Here is a 19,940-nt window from a genome sequence, read left to right as displayed (position 1 = left end):
CCGGCAACGGGGCGCCCTTTTTTATTGGGTGTTATTGTCCGCCTACAGCATAATTTTGCGACGAGGGGCTAGCGCGCTCCGAACAGCGCCGTGCCCACCCGCACATGGCTTGCGCCGAGCATCACTGCGGTCTCGTAATCCCCGCTCATGCCCATGCTGAGGCCGGTCACCCCGTTATCGGCCGCGAGCTTGGCGAGAAAGGCGAAGAACGGCGCGGCCTCGGTGTCGGCGGGGGGGATGCACATCAGCCCTGCGAGCGGGATCGCCGTGGCACGCACCTCGGCAAGAAACGCGGGCAGTTCGGCGATCGGGCAGCCGCCTTTCTGCGCCTCGTCACCGATATTGACCTGCACAAAGCAGGGGACCTGACGTCCGGCCTTGTCCATCGCCTTCGCGAGCGCAGTCAGCAGGCTCGGCCGGTCGAGCGAGTGGATGCAATCGAACAGTGCCACGGCTTCCTCGGCCTTGTTCGATTGAAGCTGGCCGATGAGGTGGAGGGCAATATCGGGATGGGCCTCGCACAGAGCGGGCCACTTGCCCTGCGCCTCCTGCACGCGGTTCTCGCCGAAGACGCGCTGGCCGGCGTCGATCACCGGCTGGATCGCGTCCGCCTGATGGGTCTTGCTCACTGCGATCAGCGTCACGTCTTCGGGCTTGCGCCGCGCGGGCTTGCAGGCGCGGGCGATGTTGCTGCGGACGGCGTCGAGGCGGGAGGCTGCACTTTCCATGGGTCTGCCCTATAGCGGCTGCGTGGCCCGCGCAAAGACCCTCCCCGCCCTGTGGCTGATCTCGGACGCACGCAACGACGCGGGGCTCGAGCGCGCGCTCGCCCGGCTGCCGCGCGGGTCGGGGCTGATCTACCGCCACTATCACCTTGATGGGCCCGAGCGGCTGGCCCGCTTCCGCGCCCTGCGACGAGCAGCGAAGGCGCGGGGGCACGTGGTGGTGCTCGCCGATTCGGCACTGACCGCGCGCGAGTGGGGGGCGGACGGCATCTATGGCGCACCCCGCGCGCTGTGGCCGCGGAGGGCGGACCTGCTCCACCTCGCGACCGCGCACGATCTGGCCGAGCTGGGGCTGGCGGCAAGGCTCGGCGCGGATGCGGCGCTGCTCTCGCCGGTGTTCCCGACCCGCTCGCACCCCGGAGGCGCGACGCTCGGGCCGGTGCGGTTCCGGCTGCTGGCGCGGCAGTCGCGGCTCCCGGTAATCGCGCTGGGAGGAATGAGCGCCCCCAAAGCGCGGGCGCTGAAATGGCCGCGCTGGGCCGCCATCGACGGGCTCAGCTGATGGTCGACACACGCGACGACGACCAGCTCTACTGGCAGGCCTGCCAGTTTGTTATCAGCGGCGGGCGGCCGAGCGCCTCGGTGCTCCAGCGCCACTTCAATGTCGGCTTCTATCAGGCCTGGCGCTGGATCGAGCGGATGGAGGAAAACGGGATCATCAGCATTCCTCCGGATCGGCTCCATTGACCGCGGCCGAGGGCGAAAAGATTTGACCCGCTGCGGGTGAGGATTCATGGTGTGTTCCGCTCAGGAGAACCCCCATGGCCAGCCGCGCGGCCCAGTCCGTCAAACCCGTTCGCCAGACCGACGCCGAATGGCGCGCCGGCCTTCGCCGATCGATGCGCCGCATCGCGCAGATGACGGGCGCCGGGCTGCTGCTGGCGCTGTGCGTCTTCCTCGCGCTCGCGCTGGCGAGCTACACCCAGACCGATCCGAGCCCCTCGACCGCGGCTGACACTGCCGTGGTGCGCAACTGGATGGGCGCGGCCGGTGCATGGGCGGCTGACCGCGTGTTGCTGGTGTTCGGCCTGCCCGGCACCCTGCTGCTGCCGCTGCTCTATGTCAGCGCGCGCAAGCTGTGGCGCGATGTCGAGAACGGGGACGAGCCCGAGACCACCGCCTGGTGGATGCCCACCGCGCTGCTGCTGATCGCGATGACGCTGATCGCCACCGTCCTCAGCCTCGCCTTCGAAGGGCCGGGCGGCACGCTGCCCGCGCAAGCCGGAGGCCTTGCCGGCCTGCTCGGCGCGGGCGCGATCCAGGCGGTCGCCGCGCGCTTCGGCGAAGGAGCGGAAGGCTGGGTGATCCTCGGTCTCGCGCTCACGAGCCTTGCCACAGGCGTCGCGCTCCTCACCCGCATCTTCGCGATCGACTGGCGGGTGCTGATGAGCCTGCCCGATTTCCTCGGCGGCGGATCGCTCGCCGGGCTGCTGCGCCGCGTTCCGCTGCCGTGGGGCAAGGGCGGGCAGGACAAGCTCGCCTTCGATGGCGACATGGACGATGACGCCGTCGATGCTCCCGCCCGCCCGCCGCGTCCCTCGCGGCCCAAGAGCGGTGCGCTGGCAGACAGCGCCGATCCGCCGCGCCGTCCGCCCGAAATCTCCGATCCCTCGGCCCCGCCCAAGCCCGCCGCCGCCGCGAAGACCGCGCAGCGCGACATGTTCGCGGCCTTCAACCTCCCCAGCCTCGACCTCCTCGTCGAGCCGCCGGTCGACAAGGCGCCCAAGCTCGACAAGCTGGCGCTGGAGCGCAATGCGCGCCTGCTCGAGAACGTGCTCGACGATTTCAACGTGAAGGGCGAGATCACCGCGGTTCGCACCGGCCCGGTGGTGACGATGTACGAGCTCGAGCCCGCGCCCGGCATCAAGGCGAGCCGCGTGATCGGCCTTGCCGAGGATATCGCCCGCAACATGAGCGCGATTTCCGCGCGCGTCTCGCCGATCCCGGGGCGCACCGTGATGGGCATCGAACTGCCCAATCAGGATCGCCAGACGGTGATGCTGAAGGAGCTCGCCGCCTGCGCAGCCTTCGCCGATGCCAAGGGCAACCTGCCGATCATCCTCGGCAAGGACATCGCGGGTGAGCCGGTGATCGCCGACCTTGCCGCCATGCCGCACCTGCTGGTCGCGGGGACCACCGGCTCGGGCAAGTCGGTCGGCCTCAACGTGATCCTGCTCTCGCTGCTCTACCGCTTCACGCCCGAGGAGCTGCGCCTGATCCTGATCGATCCCAAGGTGCTCGAGCTCAAGACCTATGACGACATCCCCCACCTGCTCTCGCCGGTGGTGACCGAGCCCGCCAAGTCGGTGCGCGCGCTGAAGTGGGCGGTCGAGGAAATGGAGCGGCGTTACCGGATGATGAGCGCGATCTCCTCGCGCAACATCAACTCCTTCAACGAGAAAGTCAGCGCCGCGATCGCCAAGGGCAAGCCGCTCGGGCGCCGGGTGCGCAGCGGGTTCGATCCCGAGACCGGCGACGAGCTGTTCGAGGAAGAACAGCTCGATTACGAACCGCTGCCGCAGATCGTGCTGATCGTCGACGAGCTGGCGGACCTGATGGTCACCGTCGGCAAGGAGATCGAAGTGCTGATCCAGCGCCTCTCGCAGAAGAGCCGCGCGGCGGGCATTCACCTCATCATGGCGACGCAGCGCCCCTCGGTCGACGTCATCACCGGCGTCATCAAGGCCAACCTGCCGACCCGCATCAGCTTCAAGGTGACGAGCCGGATCGACAGCCGCACCATCCTCGGCGAGCAGGGCGCGGAGCAGCTGCTGGGCCGCGGCGACATGCTCTACAAGCCCAACACCGGCGCGATGGTGCGCGTCCACGGGCCGTTCGTCTCCGACGAGGAGGTCGAGGCGATCGCCGATCACTGGCGCGCGCAGGGCTCGCCCGCCTATGTCGATGCGGTCACCGAGGAGCCGGAGGAAGGCTTCGGTGGGTTCGGCTTCGACGATGACCTCACCGCCTCGGACAATCCGGAAGAGCGCAAGTACCGGCAGGCCTGCCAGATCGTGTTCGAGAACCAGAAGGCGAGCGGGAGCTGGCTCCAGCGCCAGATGGGTGTGGGCTACAACACCGCGGCCAAGTGGATCGAGCGGATGGAGGAAGACGGCTTCGTCGGCCCCGCGAACCACGTCGGCCGGCGCGAAATCTACCGCGACAAGGACGGCAATCCGCTCTGACGAGCGCCCCGTCCCTGCGTGGCGCAATAAAGCGGCACAAGGCAGCGGCCTTGCTTTTCAGCGACTTGCGGAAATCCCCTAGTCCTGTGTCAAATGTTTCTAACCACGGTTAGAATTTTCTAAACGAAGCCCCCCGTAAGCCTTGCATGGTTAACGGGGGCTTCATCATGTTTTCGAGCGCAAATCGGCGAAATTCTGCGCCTGCCCGCAAGGCGTGGCGGGTGGTTCTGGCTGGCCTTTTGGGTCTGGCGGCGACGCCTCTGGCGGCGGCCGGGGAGGAGGAGAAAGGCTGGCGGCTCGAACCCGACGCCCGCATCGATCTCCAGACGGTCAGCGCCCAGACCACCACCCGCGACGAGGATCTGGTGATCGACGGCGAGGCGCTGTCCGTGCGCGGGCAGGTCGGCCTCGGGATCGAAAGCAAGCGCACCCGCGTGCGGCTCGAAGCGGACCGGATCGAGGTGTTCCGCCTCGGCAACGGTCGCCGCGATGTCTCGCGCGACCGGCTGACCGCGAGCGTCGAGCAGGATGTGACCGATACGCTCGAACTGCAGGCGCAGGTGCGGCGCTACGACGATCTCGTCACGGTCGAATCTCCCGATACCGACGCGTGGGAGTATTCCGCCCGCGCAAGCTACGAGCCCACCCGCGAAAACCGCTTCCGCCTGTGGGCGACGTGGCGCGACCGGCAATACGACAACGGCGCAGGCCCCGCGACCACCGGCGATGGCGCGCGCTTCGATGCGCAATACCGCCGCCGCTTCGGTGCCTACCACTACCTCACCTTCGACCTGCGCACCGAAAGCATCCGTTCCGGCGATGCGCAGCGCGGCTACGAGCGCGATTCCGCCGGGGTCTCCTACACCCGCCCGATCGGCCCCGACCTGCGGGTGCGGCCGGCGGTCGAGGTGATCAAGACCCGCTTCGATGGCCGCATCGCCGATGATGGCGCGCTGCGCCGCGACCGTCAGGTGGTGCCCGAAGTCGAGCTGCAATGGTGGCCCGGCAAGTGGCGCGTCGAGGCCGAGGCGAAATACGTGTTCTTCAAGAGCAACGAGAGCGCGCGCGAGCGCGAGGGTTATCGCCTGACGCTGTCGGTCGGATACGTCTTCTGAGATGATCGCCCGCGTCGGCCAGATCTGGGCGAACGCCACACCGCAAGTCCGCCGCCCGTTCTATGTCGGGCTGGCGGTTGCGGTCGTGCTCGCCATGCTGGTCGGCCTCGGGGTCGCCAATACCGAGAGCTTCCTCGCGCTGCCTTCCACCTTCGAAGGCGTGGCTGCTTCGCAGGCAATCTGGGGGCTCAAGCCCTCGAACCTGCTGATGGTGCTCCCACTGGGTTCGTTCCTGGTGGTGCTGGCGCGGAGCTTCATCGGCCTCAAGGCCTTCGGGCTGTTCACCCCGATGCTGATCGCGCTGGCCTTCTTGCAGATCGGGCCGGTGATGGGGCCGATCGTGCTGTGCTCGTCGGTGGCGGTGGGGATGATCGTCACGCCCAGCCTGCTCAAGCTGCGCATGACCCGCGTCGGCTTTCTGGGCGTCCTCATTTCGCTGATCGTGCTGGTGCTGGTGGGCTTGCAGATGATGCTCGACACCAATCTTCAGGTCGATGCTTTCCCCGTGATCGTCTGCGCCTTGTGCGTGGAGCGGTGGTGGAAGCAGTGGGGCAAGGACGGGGCCAAGCCTGCCGCCAAGATGGCGATGAACACCTTCGTGCTCGCCATCGTGATCGAATTCGTGATGGTGTCGGACCTCGCGATGGCGCTGATCGAATGGTCGCCGCTGCTGATGCCCGCCACCGCCGCGATCGCGATTGCGATCCTCGGGCGCTATCGGGGGCTGCGCCTGTCGGAAATCGGCCGCTTTGCCCCGATCTGGCTCGAGCGGCGGCGGCGCGCGAAGGCGCTGGCTGCCGCGGCCGCCGCCGAGGAATTGCCCGAGGGCGTCACCGAGGATCGCCGCAAGGGCCTGCCCGATACGCGCCGGGTGCCCGAGCCGGAACCCGAGCCGGTGCCGGAGCCGGTCGCGCTCCCCCCGCCGCTCCCTGCGCGGGCGGTGTACCGCAGACCGCAGCTCGCGAGCCTCAACCGCAACCACGGCATGGTCCTCGCCGCTCTCGCCGGACGCGCTCCGGCGCTTCATGGCATGTGGGTGATCGGATCGGCCGAGGAGCTCAAGCCCGGGGCGCGCCGCCGCGTGCCGCAGACCTTCCCCGAGCGCGAGGCCCGTGCGCGGCCTCGCCTTGTCGCATCCGGGGGCCGCGTGCTCGAGGACTGGTCGGACGTCTGGACCGAGCGCCGCCCACTGGTTCACAACGCATGGGTCATCCGCAAGGTGGAGGACGTCTAGAGCCGTGTTCAAGGCATTCAACCGCTGGCTCGGCCTTGGCGAAGGCGGGCTGATCGAGGGCGAGATCCTCGGCATCAACATGCGCAACGCGCTGATCCAGAAATACAACCCGCGCCACGCAATCGAACGCGCGCGCGACAAGGTGGCGGCCAAGCGCGCGCTGGAGGCGGCGGGGATCGCCTGCACCGGCACTGTCGCGGTGCTCGAGGATCACCAGCAGGTCGCCGATTTCAAGCCGACGCGCGACATGCCCGATGCCTGGGCGATCAAGCCCGCGCGCGGATCGCAGGGGGACGGCATCCTGCTGGCGGTGCGGCGGGAGGGGAACACCTGGTACAAGGGATCGGGCACGCCGCTGCCCGAGGACATGGTGATGCACCACATCCAGAAGGTGGTCGACGGCGGCTTTTCGGGCGATTCCGCGGCCGAGGACGCCGCGCTGATCGAGCCGCTGATCATCGCCGATCCGGCGCTCTCGCGGATCGTGCCCGAAGGCCTGCCCGACCTGCGCGTCATCAGCCTCCACCACACGCCCTTGATGGCGATGGTGCGTCTCCCGACCGTCGAGAGCGACGGGAAAGCCAACCTCCACCAGCGCGCAATCGGGGCGGGGATCGACATGGAGACCGGCAAGATCACCCGCGCCGTGGTCAAGGGCACGCCGATCACGCACCACCCCGACACCGGCGTCAATCTCATCGGCTTCGAGATTCCGGGCTGGAAGCGCGTGCTGGAGCTGGCGTCGAAATGCGGGCCAGCGGTCGGACTTGGCTATTGCGGGGCGGACATCGTGCTCGACGTCAATGACGGCCCGCTCGTGATCGAGGTCAACGCCCACCCGGGGATCGAAATCCAGAACATCAACCAGGCGGGCCTCAAGTCGCGCATCGCCGCGACGGGCGAGGATTTCCGCTGAGCCGCCCCCGGCGATGCAATTCGGCAACGTCCCGAAACCGTAAATCCGCCGTAACGCGCGCGTCACCGCGGCGTCGCTGCGCCGTCACCATCGGGTGCCACGGCGAGGGCCTCTCCATGCAACAGGGAACGCCCGACCATGACCCGCACGCCTCTCACCCGCACCTCGCTGATCGCGCTCGCCGCGACGCTGGCCGCCGTGCCGCACGCCGCCTTCGCGCAGGATAGCGCCGCCGCGCCCGAGGAAGACCCCGCCGCTTCGGGCAACGAGATCATCGTCACCGCCCAGAAGATCGAACAGCGCGCGATCGACGTGCCGATCACCATTTCCGCCGTCAGCGGCGAGCGCATCCGCGAGCTGGGCGTCAATGATCTCGACGAGCTGTCCTATTACACCCCGGGCCTGCTCATTCAGGAGCAGAGCGCCAACAACCCCGGCGTCGTGATCCGCGGGATTACCTCGGACAGCGGCTCGGCCCAGCAGGGCCCGCGCGTCACGCTCTATTACAACGGCGTCGACATCTCGCGTTCGCGTGGGAGCTATCAGGCGATCTACGATCTGGAGCGGGTCGAGGTCATCAAGGGGCCGCAGGCGACCCTGTTCGGCACCGCCAGCGCGGTGGGGGCGATCAGCCTCGTCTCGGCCAAGCCGAAGCCCGGCTTCTCGGCCGAAGTGCGCGGCGGGTACGGCAATTTCAACCAGACCCTGCTGGGCGGCTTCGTCAACGCGGGGAGCGATACGCTCGCCTTCCGCCTCGCAGGCGAGTGGCGCACCCGCGACGGCTATGTCGAGAACCTGTCGCCCAATCAGGACGAGGAGCTCTACGCGCAGGACCAGCTCGGGCTGCGCGCTTCGGTGCGCTGGCAGCCGACGAGCGATCTGACGGTCGATCTGGTGGGAACCTATGACCAGCAGCGCAATGGCGGCACACCCTTCGTCTCGGGCCGCTTCCCCGCCTTCACCGGCGCGCCGGGCGGGGCGGCCAACGCCTTCCGCGATGCCAACCTAGGCGGCAATCCGGCCGGCGCGGCGGCGCTGGGCGACGACCAGCTCGGCCTCAACCGCGAGGTCTATGACATCAACCTCACCATCGACCACCAGTTCGACACCGACTGGAGCTTCACTACGGTCAACGGCTACCGCGAGTTCGACAGCGCCGAGGTGTTCGACGCCGACGGCAGCGCTGCGCCCTTCCTCGAATTCGCCGAGATCGCCGATGGCTGGCAGGCGAGCCACGAGGGGCGCTTCACCTATTCGGGCAAGAAGCTGCGTTCGAGCTTCGGGTGGAACGCCTTCATCGAGGACGGCCGCCAGAACGTGCCCTTCGCGACCGAGGAAGGCACCTTCCTCCAGTGCCTCAGCTCGCTGTTCGGCGCGCCGCTGGTGCCGGGCGTGGCCTGCGTCGCGCCCAATGGCTCGGTCCCCGCGAGCGGCGTGACCGCGATCCTGACGCAGGGCGCGGCGACCGCCATCCCCTACTCCTCGGTGTTCGAGAACCGCGGCCGCAACGAGACCTATTCGCTGTTCGCCGATGCGACCTGGACCCCCTTCGATGCGCTCGAGCTGACCGCGGGCGTGCGCTGGCTGACGGAGTATCGCCGCTCGGCCTATTTCGCCCGCGTGCCCAACTCCACTCTCAGCCGCGCCGCGCTGATCCCGGGCCAGATCGACACCGCCGGCCAGACCTACGAGGCCAGCAAGTGGTTCCAGGCATGGCTGCCGCGCTTCAACGCGCTCTACCGCATCTCGGATGACGTCAACGTCTTCGCGACCATCTCCAAGGGCCGCCGCTCGCCGGTGCTGCAGGTCAATGCCGCGCGAAGCGGCGGTCGGCCGGTGTCCAACGTTCAGACCATCGCCGAAGAGAACGTCTGGAACTACGAAGGCGGGCTGAAGCTGGCGACGGGCCGGGTCTCGGGCTCGGTCGGGGTCTATTACCAGGTCTACAGCAACTTCCAGGTCTCGGTCGCGCAGCTCGATGCCAATGGCAATCCGACCGGCGCCTTCGTCACCCAGAGCGCGGGCAAGGCCTCGAACCTCGGGGTCGAGGCGGAGCTGGCGGTGGACGTGACCGATTGGCTCAATGTGTTCGGCAACTTCGGCTATATCGATGGCGGGATCGACCGGAACGGCGCCTTCTCGCCCGCCTTTTCGGGCGCGCGCTTCCGCTTGCAGCCGGAATGGCAGGCCTCGGGCGGGATCACGATCGACAAGGAGTTCGGAAACGGCCTGCGCTTCTTCGCCACGCCGAGCGTGACCTATCGCAGCCGCATCTTCTTCGAGGTGCCGAACAACCCGCTGATCTCGCAGAAGAAGGTGACGCTGGTGAACGCGCGGGCGGGGGTCAGCTTTGCGGACAAGAAGTACGAGATCGCCGGCTTCATCCGCAACGCAACCGACGAGAACTACCTGCTCGATGCGGGCAACACCGGCGGGGCCTTCACCATCCCGACCTTCATCCCGGCAGAGCCGCGCTTCTACGGGGTGGAGCTGACCGCGAAGTTCTGATGCGCAGGGCGGCGGGCGGAGGGCACGGCCTTCCGCCCGCCGCTTACTTGTCCATCACCGCCGGCGGCCCGAGCGGATCGAAGGGCGATAGCGGCGCGTCCGGCGGCGCATCGCGTTCGGCAATCTCGGCGGGCGTGAGCGGGCGGAAGCGGATGCTTATGGGAGTGAAGCTCCCGTCCTCGCGCTGGCGGATCGTCACGATCCCGCGCTGGTCGCGGTTGCGGAGCTGCTCCTGAAGCTGCGCGGCGCGCTCCTGCCCGATGTAGAGGCGGCCGCGCCTCAGGCCATCCCAGCCATAAACGGTATCGATGGTGCTCTGCACGGGGTGAGCGCAGGGCTGCGCGTCACGCACCGCCTTGGCGATCACGGGCGCCTTGCCCTCAAGGCACAGCACCGAAGGCGCATCGCCCCTGAATTCGTCGTAACCCGGCCAGTCATACTGGAACTCGGCATAGTGCCCGCGCAGGTAATCGCGCGGGTCGTAGCCCTGGATCGGCACCTCCCATTCGGTGCCGGTGTGGTAGGTGCGATCGCTCTGGAGCCACAGGGCGGCAAGGCCGAGGACGGGGGCCACCACGGCAGCGAGACGGGCGGCGCGGATCATGCCTCGGGCTCCTCGCGCGGAGCGAAGCGCTTGGACACCCGCACGGCGACCCATGCCACGCCGAGGATCATCAGCCCGGAAAGGATTAGCCCGAAGCCGCTCGTCAGCAGATCGGCGGCGAGTTCGAAGCTGAGGATGATGAGCCTCAGCGCGATGACGCCGACCGCGAGCTGGAACACGCCGCGCCACTGCGCCCTCAGCGCGGCGGCGGCGATGCCGGCCCACAGCACGAAGAACAGCAGCGCGGCGGGGACGGTCGAATCATTCGCCCCTACCGCCATCGCGATCGCGAGCCCTGCCTCGGTGATGATCGTCGCCGCCATCTGTCCCGAGATGCCCGGGCGGACAGCGAAGTGGGCAATCCCGGCGAGCGCGATCACCATGCCGCAGGTAAAAGCCGCCGTGCCGCCCTCGAACAGGCTCGACCCGTCCAGCCCGTCGGCACTCGCGAGCGCGCAGGCGAGCGAGGCCAGCGCGACGGCATAGGCAAGCGCGAGCTGCTCTGTCCGGCGCCAGAAGTCAGGCCGCGCGCTGCGGGCGCGCATCCATCCGCCCGCCAGCGCAAGAACCGCGGGCAGGGCCACTGCCGTGCCCAGCCACACCAGCCACACCGTGCCCGGATCGCGCGCCGCGCCGTAGCCGGTCATGTAGGTGGCATATTCCCACGCGGTCCACACCGCCCCGCCGACCACGGCAAGCGCCGTCGGCCAGCCGCGCCCGGTCAGCAGCAGCAATGGCGCGAACAGCGCGAACCACACGGCGAGCGGCTGCCACAGCGGCGAGGAGGTCTGGTAGACCTGCCCGAGATGCCCGAAGAAGGTGAGGCCCAGCGCTGCGGTGATGAAGGCCAGCGCCTCGGTCGCCCAGGGGGACCGGGCCGCCAGCCGCTCCTCGCGCAGGAACAGCAGGGCGAGCAGTCCGGCGATCAGCGCCAGATGCAACCCGAGGCGCACAAGCCCCGGAATATCCTCCCAGTTCGCCGCAACCACCGACACGAAGCCGAGCCCGATCGCGAGCGCGCCGATGCCCCACACCGCCCACAGCAAAAGCGGGCGGGCGTGGTCGGCCTCGTAGGCAAGCAGACGGTCGCGCGTTGCCGCGTCGATGACGCCGGCCTCATGCCACTGGGCGATCTTACGCGCGCTCATGGCAGCGAGACTAGAGCCAATCCGGATGCGCTGGCAACAGACCCGTCCCCCGCAAAGCGAAAGCGGCCGACCCCGAGGGGCCGACCGCTTCTCTCTGGCGCCATCGGGGGCGCCAATCTTTCACGCCCTCAAGTAGCGAAGCGATAGGGCGTCAAGGACTCTTACTTGGCCTCGAGCTCGGCCTTGGTCAGCACCGGCATGGTATCGACCTTGGCAGCGTTGGCGGTCATCGCTTCGGGCGGCATGGCGACCATGCCGATCTTGGCGAGCGGGCCGTCCTTGCCCCAGCTCTTGGCCCATTCCTTGATGAAGTCCTGCAGGCCGGGGATCGCGCGCATGTGCTGCTTCTTGATGTAGACATACAGCGGACGCGCGCCCGGGTACTTGAAGCTGGCGATGTTCTCGTAGCTCGCCAGCACCCCGTTCATCGGCAGGTCCTGCACCTTGTCGAGGTTTTCCTCGAGGTAGGAATAGCCGAAGATGCCCACGACCTTGGGATTGCCCTCGATCTTCTGGACGATGAGGTTGTCCTGCTCGCCCTGGTCGACATAGGCACCGTCGTCGCGCACTTCGGTGCAGATCTGCTTGTACTTGTCCTCGTCGCTCTCCTTGAGAGCCTTCATCGCCGGGTCGGCCTTGCAGCCCGCTTCGAGGATCAGTTCCTTGAGCGCATCGCGCGTGCCCGAGGTGCTCGGCGGGCCATAGACGAGGATCGGCTCGGCGGGGAGCGCGGGGTCCACATCCTTCCAGGTCTTGGCGGTCTGCGGCTTGCCATAGGGCTGCGCGGCGAGCGCCTTGTAGACCGTCTCGGGCGTGAGGTTCAGCATGATGCCACCCTTGGCCGAGGCGAAGACGATCCCGTCGAGGCCGACCTGAAGTTCAATGATTTCATCGACCTTGTTGCTGGCGCAGGTGTCGAATTCGCTGGGCTTCATCCGGCGCGAGGCGTTGACCATGTCCGGGGTGTTGGGGCCGAGGCCCGAGCAGAACAGCTGGATGCCGTTGCCGGTGCCGGTCGATTCGATCAGCGGCGAGCGCATGTCGGGGAAGCTGCGCGAGAAGTTCTCGGCGACCAGCTTGGCGAAGGGATAGACCGTCGAGGAGCCGACGGCGTGGACCGACTGCGCGCCCGCGCTGCTGGTGTCGTCGCAGGCAACGAGGGTGGTTGCGGCAAGCGCCAGAGCGGCGCCGGTCTTGAGAAGTGCGGTGATGCGGTGTGCCATGATCTGTTCCATCCCCCTCCAGGAAGCGGAGAGGCCCTGTAAACCCCCCGCTAGGGCCAATTTGTGACACGTCTGTGACTGTCATTTGACCGCTCGCTGGCGCGGCTTAAAGCCTCAGGCAGGACGTTAACCCAGGTTGCCCCAACCCCCTGATAACGTTTCCAATTATATCCAATCCGGATGTTTCGCGCTTAACAGCATCGTAAGGGCTTGCATGATATGCGGTCCGCCATGGCATTTTTGCGCCTCCTTTCCCGGCTCGGCATGGTCGCCGTCGTGCTGGTACTGCTGGCTGCGAGACCCGCATCGGCAGACGACCACACGGTCCCGACCTTCGCCCCGGCCTGCCACGCCGCGACCGGCGCCGACCGCGGCGTCGAGGCGCTGCGTCCGCGCGCGCAATGGACCTGCGACAGCAGCGGATGGGCGGCGGACGAGCCGGCGGTGTGGCTGCGCTTCGAGGCCGAAAGCTGGCGCGGCGAGAAGCTGCCGCAATACTTCTTCAGCCGCATCGCGCGCTTCAAGTCGATCACCTTCCACGCCATCGACGCCGACGGCACCACCCGCACCACGCGCAGCACCGAGCGTGACGGCAAGCCTTTCGCTGCCGGCCCGGTGTTCCAGCTGCGCCTGCCCGAGGTCACCCCCGCGACCACCATGGTGCTCGCCCGGATCGAGGCGCCGCATTCCGTCCCGCTGCTGACCGAGGCGCGCATCACCCATGATCCGGGCAAGGCCGACTGGGCGCAGATCGACATGATGCTGCTCGCCTTCGTGGCCGGGATGCTGGTGCCGCCGCTCTTGTTCGACATCAGCTTCTTCCTCGTGCTGCGCGAACGCTTCGTGCTGATCTACGCGGCGATGGTGAGCGCGATGATGGTCTATGTGATGACCGCGGGCGGCCTCGCCTCGTCCTTCCTCGCGCTGCCGCTGACGCTGATGGCGGTGCTGGCACCGCTGTCCTACGCCATCGGCGGCGGGCTTTCGCTCCTGTTCCTTGTCGCCTTCCTCGAACGCGGCGCGCAATCGCGGCTGATGCGGCGGCTGACCTACGCCACGGGCTGGTTCACGATCATCGTGCCGGGCCTGTGTGCCCTCCAGCTCGATGCCACCCACGGGCTCGACGACACCGGCTATTTCATCGCCTTCCTGCCCTGCATCGCGGTGATCAGCGCCGCGGTGATCGAGGCGGTGATCCGCGGCAGCCGCTCGGCCCGCTTCATCGCGATCGCGTGGCTGCCGATCATCACCGCCTCGGTCGAGCGGCTGCTGCGCGGGCTGGGCCTCCATGTCGGCCCCTCCAGCCTCGACCAGATGCTCTATGTCGCGGTCGGGATCGAGGTGATCGTGATCTCGCTCGCCATCGCCGACCGCTTCCTGGCCCTGCGGCGCGAGCGCGACGCGGCGCTGACCGAAGCGCGGATGCTCGAGCAGATCTCGACCCGCGATTCGCTCACCGGCCTGATGAACCGCCGCGCCATCGAAGCCCGCTTCGACGAGCTGCTGGCGCAGGGCTTCGATACCTTCGCACTCGTCGATCTCGACCGTTTCAAGGCGATCAACGACCTTCACGGCCACCAGGTCGGCGATGCCGCGCTGGTCGCCTGCGCGAGCGCGATCCGCGCGAGCGGCGACCGCGATGCGGTCGCGGTGCGGCTGGGCGGCGAGGAATTCGTGGTGCTGCTGCGCGGCCCGCGCACGCTAGAGCGCGCCGAGGCGCTGCGGCAGGCGATCCCGATGCGGATCGCCAAGGAAGTGCCCGGGCTCGACCTCCCCGTCACCGCCAGCATGGGCGTGGTGATGCTGGGCGAGGCGAACCGCCACAAGATGGCCTTCGCCGAATTCTACGCCCGCGCCGACGCGCTGATGTACGAAGCCAAGGCGAGCGGCAGAAACCGGCTCGCCTACGAACGCCTCACCGTGTTCCGATCGGCCCCCGAAGGGCGCAAGGCTGGCGAGGGGCGGGCAGCTTAAGAAGATCGCGACATCATTTCCCGTTCGCCTCGAGCGAAGTCGAGAGGCCGGTTCGCAGGTGTCTCGACTGCGCTCGACACGAACGGAATCAGGAAAACGCCGCCAGCACCTCCGGCCGCACCCGCGCCAGCCTGCCGGTGGCGCGGTCGAGCATCGCCCATGTCGTCGCCGCGCTGACGAGGCGCTTGCCCTGCGCATCGGTGAATTCCACCCGCCGCACCGACTTGGCCCCTTGGGCGGGGCCTTCGATCCATGTCTCGGCGTGGACTTCCGCGCCCTCGGACACGTTCCCGCGATAGTCGATCTCGTGCCGCACCACGACCCAGAAGAACGCCGCCCGATCCTCGGGCCGCGCGACCGCGTCCCAGTGGGCGGTGGCCATGTCCTGAATCCACTGCACCCACACGGTGTTGTTGACGTGGCCGAGCTCGTCGATGTGCTCGGCGCGCGCGGTGAAGGTGCGGGTGAAGCGGTTGGTCATGGCGCAGACCAGTCTTCCATGAGTGTGATTTTGCGCAAGGCCCCGCCCTCGAACTCGTAGTGCCAGGCCCGCGCCCCGAACGTGAGTTTCGCCCAGCTCAATACCCGACCCAGAAACTCGATGCCCTCGTTGGATGAGAACTCGCAATCCATCGTGTCACTTGCACGTCTGACGTCGTCGAACGAATTAAGGATCGGCACGCCAATGATCTCTCGATCAACCGCAGCGATCCCGCCTTCTGCGCTTATGTAGCAGAAGACCGTTCTGACCTTCTGGTTCTCGTCGAGGCGCATCTGGAAGCCAGCGGCGGCGTCGGTAATGTTATACTCGTCCGGCGAACCTTCGTGAAACCGGTCGAAACTATAGATGACCTCGAGTTCGTGCGCCTCCAGCAGATCGATCATCTCGTCCGACTTGAGGTCTTTGCCGAGGTAATCGACCAGCTTCATTCCGCCATCTCCACGACGAGCCTCTTCACGGACAACTGCCTGTCAGCACGCAGCCCAGCGTCATCAGCAGGTAGAGCGCGACAGGCACCAGCACCACGACCGCGACGATGGCTATCGCAATGATGCCGACGCCGCGGTCGTAGTCGGGCGCCTTCACTCGCCCTCGCCCTTGGGGGCCATCCCCATCTGCCACAGGATGAAGGCGAATTCCTCCGCGGTCTCCCTGAGGCTGTTCCAGCGCCCGGACTGCCCGCCGTGGCCTGCGCCCATGTTGGTCTTGAGGAGCAGCAGGTTGTCGTCAGTCTTCAGCTCGCGCAGCTTGGCGACCCACTTGGCCGGTTCCCAATAGGTGACGCGCGGGTCGTTGAGGCCGGCGGTCACCAGCAGCGGCGGGTAGGCCTTGGCGGTCACCTGGTCATAGGGCGAGTAGGACAGCATATAGGCAAAGGCCGCCTTGTCGGTGATCGGGTTGCCCCATTCCTGCCACTCGCCCGGGGTGAGCGGCAGCTTCTCGTTGAGCATGGTGTTCACGACATCGACAAAGGGCACGTGGGCCACGACCGCGCCATATTGCGCGGGGTCCTGGTTGATGATGGCCCCCATCAGCTCGCCGCCGGCCGAGCCGCCGCTGGCGGTCACCTTGCCCTCGGCCGTGTAGCCGCGCGCGATCAACCCGCGGCCCGCGTCGACGAAATCGTTGAAGGTGTTGGTCCGCTCGAACAGCTTGCCCTGCAGATACCAGCGCCGCCCGAGATCGTCGCCGCCGCGGATGTGGGCGATGGCATAGGCAAAGCCGCGATCGACGAGGCTGAGGCGCGTGGTCGAGAAGCCCGGCGGCACGGCATAGCCATAGGCGCCGTAGGCATAAAGGTGGAGCGGCCCCGGCCCTTCGATCCCCGCCTTCTTGAGGATCTCCGCCCGGTCGCGCCGCATCAGCACGCTGACGGGCACCTGCGTCCCGTCACGCGCGGTGATGGTCAGGCGCTCGGAGACATATTTCGAGGGGTCGTAGCCGCTCGGGATCTCCTGCGTCTTCAGGGTGGTGAGCTTGCCCGTCTTGACGTCGTAGTCATAGACCGTCCCCGGCGTCACCATCGACTGGTAGGACAGGCGCAGCACGCTCATGTCATATTCGGGGTTGTTCGAGAGCCCCGCGGTGTAGCTCGGCTCGGGGAAGGTCACGGGGGTGATCTTCGCCGGGTCCGAATATTGCCGCAGCTGGATCTGGTCGAGCCCATTGAGGCGGCCCTCGGTGACGAGGAAGTCCTTGAACAGGTCGAAGCCGGTCAGATAGAAATCGTCCGAGCCGGGGATGACGGTCTGCCACTCGCCGGGCGTTTCCAGCTTCGCCTTGGCGAGGCGGAAGTTGATGTGCTCGTCATTGGTCCACACCCACAGCTCGCCGTCGCGCACGTCGACCGCATATTCGACGCCCTTCTTGCGCGGCTTCACGAGAATCGGCGTCGCGGTCGGGTTGGCGGCGGGAACGAGGCGCACTTCGCTGGTCTCGTTGTCGCCGGTGGCAATGATCAGCCAGTCTTCCTGCGCCGTCAGTCCGGTGCCGACGCCGAAGGACTGGTCTTCCTCCTTGTAGAGCGTGACGTCGCTCGCGGTCGGCGTGCCGATCACGTGGAGCTTGGCCTCCAGCGTGCGCCACTCCTCGGTCGAGGGGCCATAGACAAGCGCGGTGTCGTTCGCGACCCAGGTGAGCCCGCCGCGCAGGTTCTCGATCACGTCGGGCAACAGCTCGCCGGTCTGGAGGTCCTTGATCCGCGCGGTGTAGCGCTCCGAGCCGGTGGTGTCGGTGGAGTAGGCAAGGAAGCGCCCGTTCTGGCTGACCGAAGCCGCGCCGAGGCTGAAATATTCCTGCCCTTCGGCGAGCTGGTTCTCGTCGATCAGCAACTCCGGCTCACCACCCGCGACGGGCTTGCGGTAGTGCTTGCGATACTGCGCGCCTTCCTCGAACTCGCTCCAGTAGAGGTAGTCGCCGTCCTTCTGGGGAACCGTGGAGTCGTCCTCCTTGATGCGCGCGCGCATCTCGGTGAACAGCGCTTCGGTGAAGGCCTTCTGGCCCTCCATCTTCGCTTCGAAATAGGCGTTCTCGGCCTTGACGTGGTTCAGCACATCCTCGTCGTCCACGGTGGGATAGGACTTGTCGTAGAGCCAGTCATAGGGGTCTTCGACCGTGATGCCGTGCACGGTGTAGGTGTGCGGGCGCTTTTCGGCGACGGGGGGCTTGATGTCGGTCTTCGAAGACGTGGTCACGCGGGCAGAATCCTCTCGGGTCTCGGCCAGAGCGGCCGATGCAAAGGTGGTGGCGGCAAGTGCGGTGGCAAGAGCAAGACGGCTGATCGGGCGAAGCATGGATGATAAAGTCCCTGTGGCGATCCGGCCTGCCGCGCGCGGGTGGAAAGACGCGCGCGCAGGGCCTATGATGGCGGTTCTAGTGACACAATCCTGCGCGGCAAGCCTCGCGCGGGCATCCGAGGATCGACAAGATGCTGATGCAGCCCCATGAAGCCCGCCTTGCCGCCCTGCGCGAGGAGCTGAAGCGCCGCGGGCTCGACGGCTTCATCGTCCCCATCTCCGACGAGCACATGAGCGAATATGTCGGCGACTATGCCCAGCGCCTCGGCTGGCTGACGGGCTTCGGCGGCTCGGCGGGGTTCGCCGCGGTGACGCTCACCCACGCCGCGATCTTCGTCGACGGGCGCTACACCGTGCAGGTGCGCGAGCAGGTCGACGGCAATCTGTTCGAATACCGGAGTGTCCCCAAGGACACCCTCGCCGGCTGGCTGTCCGACGTGTGCGAGAGCGGCGCGAGGATCGCCTACGATCCCTGGCTCCACACCTGGGCCTGGGTCGAGGCGCTGGAGAAGCGCGTCGCCGCCAAGGGCATCGTGATGGTTCCCGCCGAGAGCAATCCGGTCGATGCCGTGTGGGCCGACCAGCCCACCCCCTCGCCCGCCATTGCGATCCCGCACGCGGACGATTTGGCAGGCCGCTCCTCGGCGGACAAGCGCGCGGCGGTGGCCGACTGGCTTGCCAAGGAAGGCCACGACGCCGTGGTGATCCCCGCGCTCGATTCGGTCGCATGGCTGCTCAACATCCGCGGCTCCGACGTGTCGCACACCCCCGTCGCGCTCTCCTATGTCATCGCGCACAAGGACGGCAGCGCCGAGCTGTTCATCGCGCCCGAAAAGGTTACGCCGGAACTTACCCGCCACCTCGGCAACGCGGTGACGATCCGTGACCGCGCCGCCTTCGAGGGCGCGCTCGGCTCCGCCTTTGCGGGCAAGAGCGTCGCGCTCGATCCCGATTTCGCGGTGGTCGGCATCGCGCAGGCCTTGCGCGCCGGCGGGGCGAGCTTCGCCTTCAAGCAGGACCCGACGATCCTCGCCAAGGCGATCAAGAACCCCGCCGAACAGCAGGGCCACCGCGACGCGCAGGCGCGTGACGGGGCGGCGGTGAGCAAATTCCTGCGCTGGCTGGAAATCGAGGGGCCGAAGGGCGGGGTAGACGAGCTCTCCGCGGCCGCGAAGCTCGCCGCTTTCCGCGCCGAGGACCCCGGCCTGCGCGACCTCTCCTTCGACACCATCTCCGCCGCCGCCGGCCACGCCGCGCTGCCGCACTACAAGGTGGACGAGGACAGCAATATCCCGATCCCGCCCGGCTCGATCTACCTCGTCGATTCGGGCGGGCAGTATCCGGGCGGCACCACCGATATCACCCGCACCGTGTGGGTCGGCCCGGGTGAACCGACTCAGGAAATGCGCGACCGCAACACCCGCGTCCTCAAGGGCCACATCCAGCTCGCCCGCGCGGTCTTCCCGCAGGGGACGGCGGGCGGCCAGCTCGATGTGCTGGCGCGGCAATATCTGTGGGAAGCGGGGGTCGATTACGCCCACGGCACCGGCCACGGGGTGGGCAGCTTCCTCGCGGTCCACGAAGGCCCGCAGCGCATCGCCAAGCCTTCGGGCGGGCAGGCCGGGACGGGGCAGGAGCTGTTCGCCGGGATGATCCTCTCGAACGAGCCGGGCTACTACAAGCAGGGCGCCTTCGGCATCCGCATCGAAAACCTCGTGCTGGTCGAGGAGCGGCAGATTGCGGGGCAGGAGGGGACCTATCTCGGCTTCGAGACGCTGACCTTCGTGCCGCTCGATCGCAAGCTGATCGACACGGGCCTGCTGACGGCGGAGGAAATCGCGTGGGTCGATGGCTATCACGCGCAGGTGCGGGCGCTGCTCAACCCGCGCCTTAGCGGTGATGATCTGGCGTGGCTGGAGCGGGAAACCCAACCCCTCTAACCTCCCCCCCC

At 67.6% G+C, this 19,940-nt stretch carries 17 protein-coding genes; 9 read left to right on the top strand and 8 right to left on the bottom strand.

Annotated features, from left to right (window positions below; all coding sequences use genetic code 11):
- Window positions 1-68: 68 nt before the first annotated feature.
- Window positions 69-728, bottom strand: coding sequence for a YggS family pyridoxal phosphate-dependent enzyme (locus BZF57_RS15430; protein ID WP_086739607.1), 660 nt, complete (start codon window positions 726-728; stop codon window positions 69-71).
- Here BZF57_RS15430 and BZF57_RS15425 point away from each other — a divergent pair.
- From BZF57_RS15425 to BZF57_RS15395, 7 genes are all read left to right on the top strand, one after another.
- Window positions 727-1,287 carry a thiamine phosphate synthase gene (locus BZF57_RS15425; RefSeq protein ID WP_086739604.1) on the top strand — a complete coding sequence of 187 codons (561 nt, stop codon included), beginning with the start codon at window positions 727-729 and terminating at the stop codon, window positions 1,285-1,287. The two genes, BZF57_RS15430 and BZF57_RS15425, sit on opposite strands and share 2 nt — an antisense overlap.
- A complete protein-coding gene (locus BZF57_RS15420; RefSeq protein WP_162291028.1) occupies window positions 1,287-1,472 on the top strand; it encodes a DNA translocase FtsK in 186 nt (61 codons plus the stop codon). Before BZF57_RS15425 ends, BZF57_RS15420 begins: the two co-directional genes overlap by 1 nt.
- A gap of 74 nt (window positions 1,473-1,546) precedes the next feature.
- Window positions 1,547-3,970 carry a DNA translocase FtsK gene (locus BZF57_RS15415; RefSeq protein ID WP_086739599.1) on the top strand — a complete coding sequence of 808 codons (2,424 nt, stop codon included), beginning with the start codon at window positions 1,547-1,549 and terminating at the stop codon, window positions 3,968-3,970.
- A gap of 167 nt (window positions 3,971-4,137) precedes the next feature.
- Window positions 4,138-5,085 carry a hypothetical protein gene (locus BZF57_RS15410; protein WP_143738517.1) on the top strand — a complete coding sequence of 316 codons (948 nt, stop codon included), beginning with the start codon at window positions 4,138-4,140 and terminating at the stop codon, window positions 5,083-5,085.
- Between the two features lies 1 nt (window position 5,086).
- Window positions 5,087-6,319, top strand: coding sequence for a 7TM domain-containing protein (locus BZF57_RS15405; protein WP_086739595.1), 1,233 nt, complete (start codon window positions 5,087-5,089; stop codon window positions 6,317-6,319).
- A 4-nt stretch (window positions 6,320-6,323) separates the two neighbouring features.
- Entirely contained in the window at window positions 6,324-7,235 is a 912-nt protein-coding gene (locus BZF57_RS15400; RefSeq protein WP_086739593.1) for a sugar-transfer associated ATP-grasp domain-containing protein, read from the top strand.
- Window positions 7,236-7,373: 138 nt separating this feature from the next.
- Window positions 7,374-9,743: a TonB-dependent receptor gene (locus BZF57_RS15395; RefSeq protein WP_086739591.1), complete on the top strand. Its 2,370-nt coding sequence runs from the start codon at window positions 7,374-7,376 to the stop codon at window positions 9,741-9,743.
- A gap of 43 nt (window positions 9,744-9,786) precedes the next feature.
- On the opposite strand, the gene BZF57_RS15390 is transcribed toward BZF57_RS15395, so the two are convergent.
- From BZF57_RS15390 to BZF57_RS15380, 3 genes are all read right to left on the bottom strand, one after another.
- Window positions 9,787-10,347 carry a GDYXXLXY domain-containing protein gene (locus tag BZF57_RS15390; RefSeq protein ID WP_162291027.1) on the bottom strand — a complete coding sequence of 187 codons (561 nt, stop codon included), beginning with the start codon at window positions 10,345-10,347 and terminating at the stop codon, window positions 9,787-9,789.
- The gene (locus BZF57_RS15385) at window positions 10,344-11,495 is read right to left on the bottom strand and encodes a DUF2157 domain-containing protein (protein WP_086739587.1); all 1,152 of its coding nucleotides are present in this window, start codon (window positions 11,493-11,495) and stop codon (window positions 10,344-10,346) included. The genes BZF57_RS15390 and BZF57_RS15385 overlap by 4 nt, the downstream gene beginning before the upstream one ends.
- A 161-nt stretch (window positions 11,496-11,656) precedes the next feature.
- Window positions 11,657-12,718 (bottom strand): substrate-binding domain-containing protein, encoded by a 1,062-nt coding sequence (locus BZF57_RS15380; protein WP_086739773.1) that lies wholly within the window; start codon window positions 12,716-12,718, stop codon window positions 11,657-11,659.
- A 231-nt stretch (window positions 12,719-12,949) separates the two neighbouring features.
- Between BZF57_RS15380 and BZF57_RS15375 the strand changes: the two genes are divergently transcribed.
- Window positions 12,950-14,692, top strand: a complete 1,743-nt coding sequence (locus BZF57_RS15375; protein ID WP_086739583.1) for a sensor domain-containing diguanylate cyclase — start codon at window positions 12,950-12,952, stop codon at window positions 14,690-14,692.
- A gap of 88 nt (window positions 14,693-14,780) precedes the next feature.
- Here the strand turns inward: BZF57_RS15375 and BZF57_RS15370 are convergent, their stop codons facing one another.
- Genes BZF57_RS15370 through BZF57_RS15360 form a run of 4 tightly spaced genes read right to left on the bottom strand, consistent with a single transcriptional unit; the run spans window position 14,781 to window position 17,986 of the window.
- Window positions 14,781-15,173, bottom strand: a complete 393-nt coding sequence (locus BZF57_RS15370) for an acyl-CoA thioesterase (RefSeq protein ID WP_086739581.1) — start codon at window positions 15,171-15,173, stop codon at window positions 14,781-14,783.
- A complete protein-coding gene (locus BZF57_RS15365; protein ID WP_086739579.1) occupies window positions 15,170-15,622 on the bottom strand; it encodes a hypothetical protein in 453 nt (150 codons plus the stop codon). Before BZF57_RS15365 ends, BZF57_RS15370 begins: the two co-directional genes overlap by 4 nt.
- A gap of 25 nt (window positions 15,623-15,647) precedes the next feature.
- Window positions 15,648-15,779, bottom strand: a complete 132-nt coding sequence (locus BZF57_RS21735; RefSeq protein ID WP_276206637.1) for a hypothetical protein — start codon at window positions 15,777-15,779, stop codon at window positions 15,648-15,650.
- Entirely contained in the window at window positions 15,776-17,986 is a 2,211-nt protein-coding gene (locus tag BZF57_RS15360) for a S9 family peptidase (protein WP_086739577.1), read from the bottom strand. The genes BZF57_RS21735 and BZF57_RS15360 overlap by 4 nt, the downstream gene beginning before the upstream one ends.
- A gap of 134 nt (window positions 17,987-18,120) precedes the next feature.
- Between BZF57_RS15360 and BZF57_RS15355 the strand changes: the two genes are divergently transcribed.
- Window positions 18,121-19,929, top strand: coding sequence for an aminopeptidase P family protein (locus BZF57_RS15355; protein ID WP_086739575.1), 1,809 nt, complete (start codon window positions 18,121-18,123; stop codon window positions 19,927-19,929).
- Window positions 19,930-19,940 lie beyond the last annotated feature (11 nt).

The sequence above is a fragment of the Erythrobacter colymbi genome, assembly GCF_002155685.1.
In the GTDB taxonomy this organism is placed as follows: Bacteria; Pseudomonadota; Alphaproteobacteria; order Sphingomonadales; family Sphingomonadaceae; genus Erythrobacter; species Erythrobacter colymbi.
Note: the sequence above shows the minus strand (reverse complement) of the source record. Positions and strands in the feature narration are given on the sequence as shown.